Source organism: Streptomyces sp. NPDC001157 (assembly GCF_053598255.1).
On the sequence record NZ_JBSFJW010000080.1, the window covers coordinates 1 to 5,982 of the forward strand.

The 5,982-nt window shown below is 65.3% G+C and carries 5 protein-coding genes; 2 read left to right on the forward strand and 3 right to left on the reverse strand.

Translation table 11 applies throughout. The features are described from left to right. Together ACWDAG_RS47550 and ACWDAG_RS47555 are read left to right on the forward strand one after the other, a co-directional pair. A partial coding sequence (locus tag ACWDAG_RS47550; RefSeq protein ID WP_450701835.1) for an RHS repeat-associated core domain-containing protein occupies positions 1–1,640 on the forward strand: 1,640 nt, incomplete at its 5' end. A 13-nt stretch (positions 1,641–1,653) separates the two neighbouring features. Next, the gene (locus ACWDAG_RS47555) at positions 1,654–1,914 is read left to right on the forward strand and encodes a MafI family immunity protein (RefSeq protein WP_450701836.1); all 261 of its coding nucleotides are present in this window, start codon (positions 1,654–1,656) and stop codon (positions 1,912–1,914) included. A gap of 833 nt (positions 1,915–2,747) precedes the next feature. Here the strand turns inward: ACWDAG_RS47555 and rfbD are convergent. Genes rfbD through ACWDAG_RS47570 form a run of 3 tightly spaced genes read right to left on the reverse strand, consistent with a single transcriptional unit; the run spans position 2,748 to position 5,679 of the window. Continuing rightward, the gene (gene rfbD, locus ACWDAG_RS47560; RefSeq protein ID WP_450701839.1) at positions 2,748–3,596 is read right to left on the reverse strand and encodes a dTDP-4-dehydrorhamnose reductase; all 849 of its coding nucleotides are present in this window, start codon (positions 3,594–3,596) and stop codon (positions 2,748–2,750) included. Between the two features lie 32 nt (positions 3,597–3,628). Beyond that, positions 3,629–4,615 carry a dTDP-glucose 4,6-dehydratase gene (gene rfbB, locus ACWDAG_RS47565; protein WP_450701837.1) on the reverse strand — a complete coding sequence of 329 codons (987 nt, stop codon included), beginning with the start codon at positions 4,613–4,615 and terminating at the stop codon, positions 3,629–3,631. Continuing rightward, on the reverse strand, positions 4,612–5,679 hold the full coding sequence (locus tag ACWDAG_RS47570; protein WP_450701838.1) for a glucose-1-phosphate thymidylyltransferase: 1,068 nt from the start codon (positions 5,677–5,679) through the stop codon (positions 4,612–4,614). Before ACWDAG_RS47570 ends, rfbB begins: the two co-directional genes overlap by 4 nt. Positions 5,680–5,982: the final 303 nt, after the last annotated feature.

Here is a 5,982-nt window from a genome sequence, read left to right on the forward strand (position 1 = left end):
GCGCCCTGCGCGTCGCCCCCAGCAGTGGTACCGGCAACGGCACCCTCACCTGGCTGATGTCCGACCCGCAAAACTCCAGCCAGCTCACCATCGCCGCCGACACCGGCACCGCCGGCCGCCGCCGCTACCTCCCCTTCGGCGCCCAGCGCACCGGCTCGCTGCCCACCAGCACCGACCGCGGCTTCCTCGGCAAGACCGAAGACGACTCCACCGGTCTTTCCATCCTCGGCGCCCGCGCCTACGACCCCACCCTCGGCCGATTTCTCACCACCGACCCGTTGAGCACGCCGTACAACCCGCAAGGCCTCAACGCCTACACCTACGCAGGCAACAATCCCCTTACGTTCTCCGACCCGAGCGGTTTGAGGTTCTGTGCCGACGACGCATGCCGAGGTGACTGGGTCGACACCCAAGGTGGCTACCACGACGTCGACGGCAACGACTCCGGCAGCAGCTATTGCGAGACGCACAAATGTTACGGACCGTCAGGGGGTGGCAACGGCCAGACCCTGTCAGATGCGACTCACGATGCATACGACCAAGCGGTCCAGCTCTACTCCAGTGGCGCCCCTCCGGTTCGGAATTCAAGCAATACGTCCGAAGCGGAGTACGATGAGGCTGCTCGCCTTTACGACAGCCCCTCTGGATCGCTGAGCAAGGAAGCCGCGCTCCAGCTCTGGTTCTATGGGCTTTCACGCGCTCAAATCGACTATGTGCTCAACAACTACTGCGAGTTCCTTCAGTGCAACGGAACCGCTGCGGCTCTCTTGAGTGGACACCTGACTGAGTCTCCTTTCCACGATTACAGCGTGCAGGACACAGTGACGTCGTCGCTCCTTGCAGGAGAGGGGTACAGAGGATCCCGAAGCGCCTGTAATCACAGCTTTATTTCCCAGACTGAAGTCCTAATGGCAGATGGGAGAACGAAGGAGATCCAGGATATTCGGGCGGGTGACAAGGTCCTTGCCACCGATCCTGATACAGGGAAAACCACCGCACGTGAAGTCGTAGACACCATAACCACAAAGGACGACAAGGATTTCGTCGAGGTCGCGATAGACACAAGCGTCAAGAATGTGACCACAGGTTCCGTCATCGCGACGACCACGCACCCGTTCTGGTCCCCCTCCAAACGGGCATGGATCGACGCGGGCGACCTGCACCCCGGCATGACCCTGCGTACCGAAGATGGACACCAGGCAAAGATCGCCACTGTCCGCCACTTCACCAAGCATCAGATCACCCACGACCTGACTGTCAGCAGCGTCCACACGTACTATGTGCTGGCGGGCGAGACTCCGGTTCTCGTCCACAACTGTGGCGGGATTGGGCGGGAGTTGCTTGGTGACGATGCCCAGCACATCCTCGACGGGCATGCTTATCCGGGACTGCCTGGAAAGACAGTCTTTCCAAAGGGGTGGAGCGACGATGACATCCTGGATGCCGTGGCAGATGTCGCCACGAACCCAAACAGTACGCGTGTCTGGAAAACCGGTTCAGCTAATTATGCTGAGAGGACTCTCCGGACGAGGAAGGGTGATCCTGCCGTTCAGGCAATCACTGGAGAGGTGCGAGGGGTAAGCATCGAGGTTCGCTATGAACCGCTAACTGGGCGAGTTCTCACGGCTTTCCCGAAGTGAAGGAGTGTGGAATATGGAGCGGTATCAGTACGTGCGGGCTCTCATCTCGCAACTCCTTGAGGAATCTCCTCTGACTTCGGAAGAGGTTATTGCCGATGTTCGCCACCTGATGAGCGTGGGTGAAGAGGAGTTGGCATTCGATACGATGTGCTCATGGATCTACGAGGATTCTCTTCCGATCTCCTCGGCTTACTATGAGCGCCTCGCGTCTGCCGCTCAAGAACTGGGAACTCCGAAATCGGCAGATAGGCTCGATGAACTTATCGAGGAATAGATTCTTCGAATTGCGGACGGCACTGGTGGATCTGGTACCTCGATGTTGAATCGGTAGCGCGGATCGGCCCTCCAGGGATCGCAGTTGCACATCTGATACCCCGTCAACATATGCTTGGCGGGGTATCAGCGTGTCTTGACGGCAGTAGTTGACGGCAACGTCAGCGGACGGAGGATCCGACGAGGGGTGGTTCGTCGCCGTCGTCGTGCTTGCAGATTGTCCGGCGGGGTTGCGGAGGGCGCGGCCAAGGAGGTCGATGGCGTCGCGTTGGAGACGGAGCCGGACGTGGGCTTACACGGTGGCGGTGACGCCGATGTGGGCGTGCCCCAACAGCTCGGACGGCGACGCTCTTCAGCGCCTGATCCAGCAGCTCATTCGACTCGAATCGAGCATGCTGACCAGGGCAAATGGAGAAGCGTAACCGTAGTACTTAATTCGCTGCGTACTCCGACCCCCTCCAGCAGGACGCGGTGGAGCCTGGCCCACAAGCGGTCACGGCTCCGTCGGGTGACACTCCGGCAGGCGGGGCCCAGGCAGGACCGAAGCCCGGTGGCAACTGTCGCCAGGTGCGCAGTCTGAGGTTGCCACGAAGATGATCGCCAGCGTCTCGCGGCCACCTGCTCGCGCTCGCCCGCCGCTCTGCGGGCGCGGGGCGGACGGTCGGCATCGCCGCCGCGGCAGGTTGTGCTGCTGTGCTTGGCGGTGTGGTCCTCGTCGTCCAGCACCGCGGTGGGTCGCACTGAGCGCCCGGCGAAGCGAAAACGAGCAGGGTTGGCTGAACCAGCAACAGGTTCAGCCAACCCCGCTCGTTTCAAGGGGAGTTGTACGTCGGTTCAGGGCCGTTCGGCGGCGAGGAGTGCCGGGAACGCCTCGTGCAGGGCCTCGCGCCAGTCGCGGATCGGCTCGATGCCGACGGCTGTCCAGCGGTCGTGGCCGAGGACGCTGTAGGCGGGGCGGGGAGCCGGGCGGACGAAGGCGGCGCTGGTGGTCGGGCGGACCCGGGCGGGGTCCGCGCCGAGGAGACGGAAGATCTCCTGGGTGAGGCCGTGCCAGGTGGTCTCGCCGGCGCTGGTGCCGTGGTAGATCCCGGCGGGGGCGGTGCCGGCCAGCGCCGCACGCCCCAGGCGGACCAGCCGGTCGGCGAGGTCGACGGTCCAGGTGGGCTGGCCCCGCTGGTCGTCGACCACGTCGAGGGTGTCCTTGACGCCCTCCAGCTTGATCATCGTACGGACGAAATTGCCGCCGCCCGCGCCGTACAGCCACGCCGTGCGCACCACATAGCCCGCGTCGGGGAGGGCGGTCAGTACCGCCTGCTCGCCGGCCAGCTTGGTGCGGCCGTAGGCGCTTCGCGGTGCGGTGGGGGCGTCCTCCGCGTACGGAGAGGCGCCGTCGCCCGCGAAGACGTAGTCCGTGGAGACCTGGAGCAGCTTGGCGCCGGTCTTGGCGCAGGCCGCCGCGAGGTTGCGGGGGCCGTCGCCGTTGATCCTCAGGGCCGCGGGCTCCTGGGTCTCCGCGTCGTCCACGGCCGTCCAGGCGGCGCAGTTGACGACCACATCGGGGTGGTGCTCCGCGACGGCCTCGTGCACCGCCTCCGGGTCCGTGATGTCCAGGTCCCCGCGGGCCAGGCCCACGCCCTGCTCGCCGTCGGCCGCCAGCCGGGCCAGGAGGTCCTGGCCCAGCATGCCGCCCGCACCCGTGATCAGCCAGGTGGAAGTCACAGCGCCGCGCGCTCCTTCAGGGGCTCCCACCAGGCGCGGTTCTCGCGGTACCAGGCGACCGTCTCCGCGAGGCCGGTGGCGAAGTCCTTGCGGGGCTCGTACCCCAGCTCGGTGCGGATCTTGGTGCAGTCCACGGAGTAGCGGCGGTCGTGGCCCTTGCGGTCCTGGACGTACTCGACGCTCTCGTCCCAGTCCGCGCCGCACGCCTCGAGCAGCAGGCCCGTCAGCTCCTTGTTGGAGAGCTCGGTGCCGCCGCCGATGTTGTAGACCTCACCGGCGCGGCCCTTGGTGCGCACCAGGTCGATGCCCTGGATGTGGTCGTCGATGTGCAGCCAGTCGCGGACGTTGCCGCCGTCGCCGTACAGCGGGACCTTCTTGCCGTCCAGCAGGTTGGTGATGAACAGCGGGATGACCTTCTCGGGGAAGTGGTGGTGCCCGTAGTTGTTGGAGCAGCGGGTCACGCGCACGTCCAGGCCGTGGGTGCGGTGGTACGACAGGGCGATCAGGTCGCTGGACGCCTTGGCGGAGGAATACGGCGAGTTGGGCTGCAGCGGGTGCGTCTCCGGCCAGGAGCCCTCGTCGATGGAGCCGTAGACCTCGTCGGTGGAGATGTGCACGAAGGTCTTGATCCCGGCCCGGTGCGCGGCGTCGATCAGGGTGTGGGTGCCGACCACGTTGGTGCGGACGAACTCGGCGCCGCCGTCGATGGAGCGGTCCACGTGCGACTCGGCCGCGAAGTGCACCACCTCGTCGTGCTCGGCCATCAGCTTCCCGACCAGCTCGGGGTCGCAGATGTCGCCCTGGACGAAGGCGAAGCCCGGGTGGTCGCGCACCTCGTCGAGGTTGGCGGGGTTGCCCGCGTAGGTGAGCTTGTCCAGGACGGTGATCGCCACGTCGCCCGGGCCCTGGGGGCCGAGCAGCGTACGCACGTAGTGGGAGCCGATGAAACCGGCACCGCCGGTCACCAGGATTCGGGTAGTCATGAAGAGATCTGTACCTTGCTGTGGTCGCCGAGGACGAATCGGTGGGCTGCGGGGTTGCGGGGCGCGGGGGTGACCTCGACGTTGCGGCCGATGAGCGAGGTCTCGACGCGGCGCACGCCGGTGATGGAGGAGTCGCGCAGGACGATGGAGTACTCGACCTCGCTGTCGTCGATCCGGCAGTCCTCGGAGATGGAGGTGAAGGGGCCGATGTACGAGTCGCTGATCACCGAGCCGGGGCCGATGATCGCGGGGCCGACGATGCGCGAGCCGCGGACCTCGGCGCCGGCGTCGATGCGCACGCGGCCGATGATCTCGCTGGACTCGTCGACGGTGCCCTCGACGGCGGGCTCCAGCGTCTCCAGGACGGAGCGGTTGACCTCCAGCATGTCGGCGACGTTCCCGGTGTCCTTCCAGTAACCGGAGATCGTCGTCGAGCGGACGTCCTTCTGCTGGTCGATCAGCCACTGGATGGCGTGGGTGATCTCCAGCTCGCCGCGCCAGGACGGCTCGATGCTGCGTACGGCCTCGTGGATGGTGGGTGTGAAGAGATACACACCGACCAGCGCGAGGTCGCTCTTGGGCTCCTTCGGCTTCTCCTCCAGCCCCTTGACGCGGCCGCTCTCGTCGAGCTCGGCGACACCGAAGGAGGTGGGGTTGGGCACCCGGGTCAACAGGATCTGGGCGTCGGGACGTTCCGTACGGAATTCGTCGACGAGGCCGGTGATGCCGCCGACGATGAAGTTGTCGCCGAGGTACATGACGAAGTCGTCCTCGCCCAGGAAGTCGCGGGCGATGAGGACGGCGTGGGCAAGGCCGAGGGGTTTGTCCTGGGGGATGTAGGTGACATTGATGCCGAGCTTGGAGCCGTCACCCACGGCTTCGCGGATCTCTTCGGCGGTGTCACCGACGATGATCCCGACGTCGGTGATGCCGGCGTCGGCGATGGCCTCCAGCCCGTAGAAGAGCACGGGCTTGTTGGCAACGGGCACCAGCTGCTTGGCCGATGTGTGGGTTATGGGGCGGAGACGTGTGCCCGAGCCGCCGGAGAGTACGAGAGCCTTCATGACCGGCATCCTAACCGGGGACCTGTCAAGCAACCTGCCGTGTGTTCCGCCACAGTTCTCAAAACCATTCCGGAGACTTTGTGATCCGTTCGTGCCCGGCCCCGCGGGTTTACGTGGTGTTGGTGTGACCATCACACGTTAGCCTTACCCGAACGTGTGCTGGGCGGCGTCGTACGCCGAGCCGTCACGATGTCACTCCCAGTAACTGAGGCGGAAGAAGAGACATGCCCATCAAGGTGAGCGTGGTCATCCCGGTCTATAACCCGGGCAAGTACATCGAGGACTGCATTGCCTCTCTTCTGC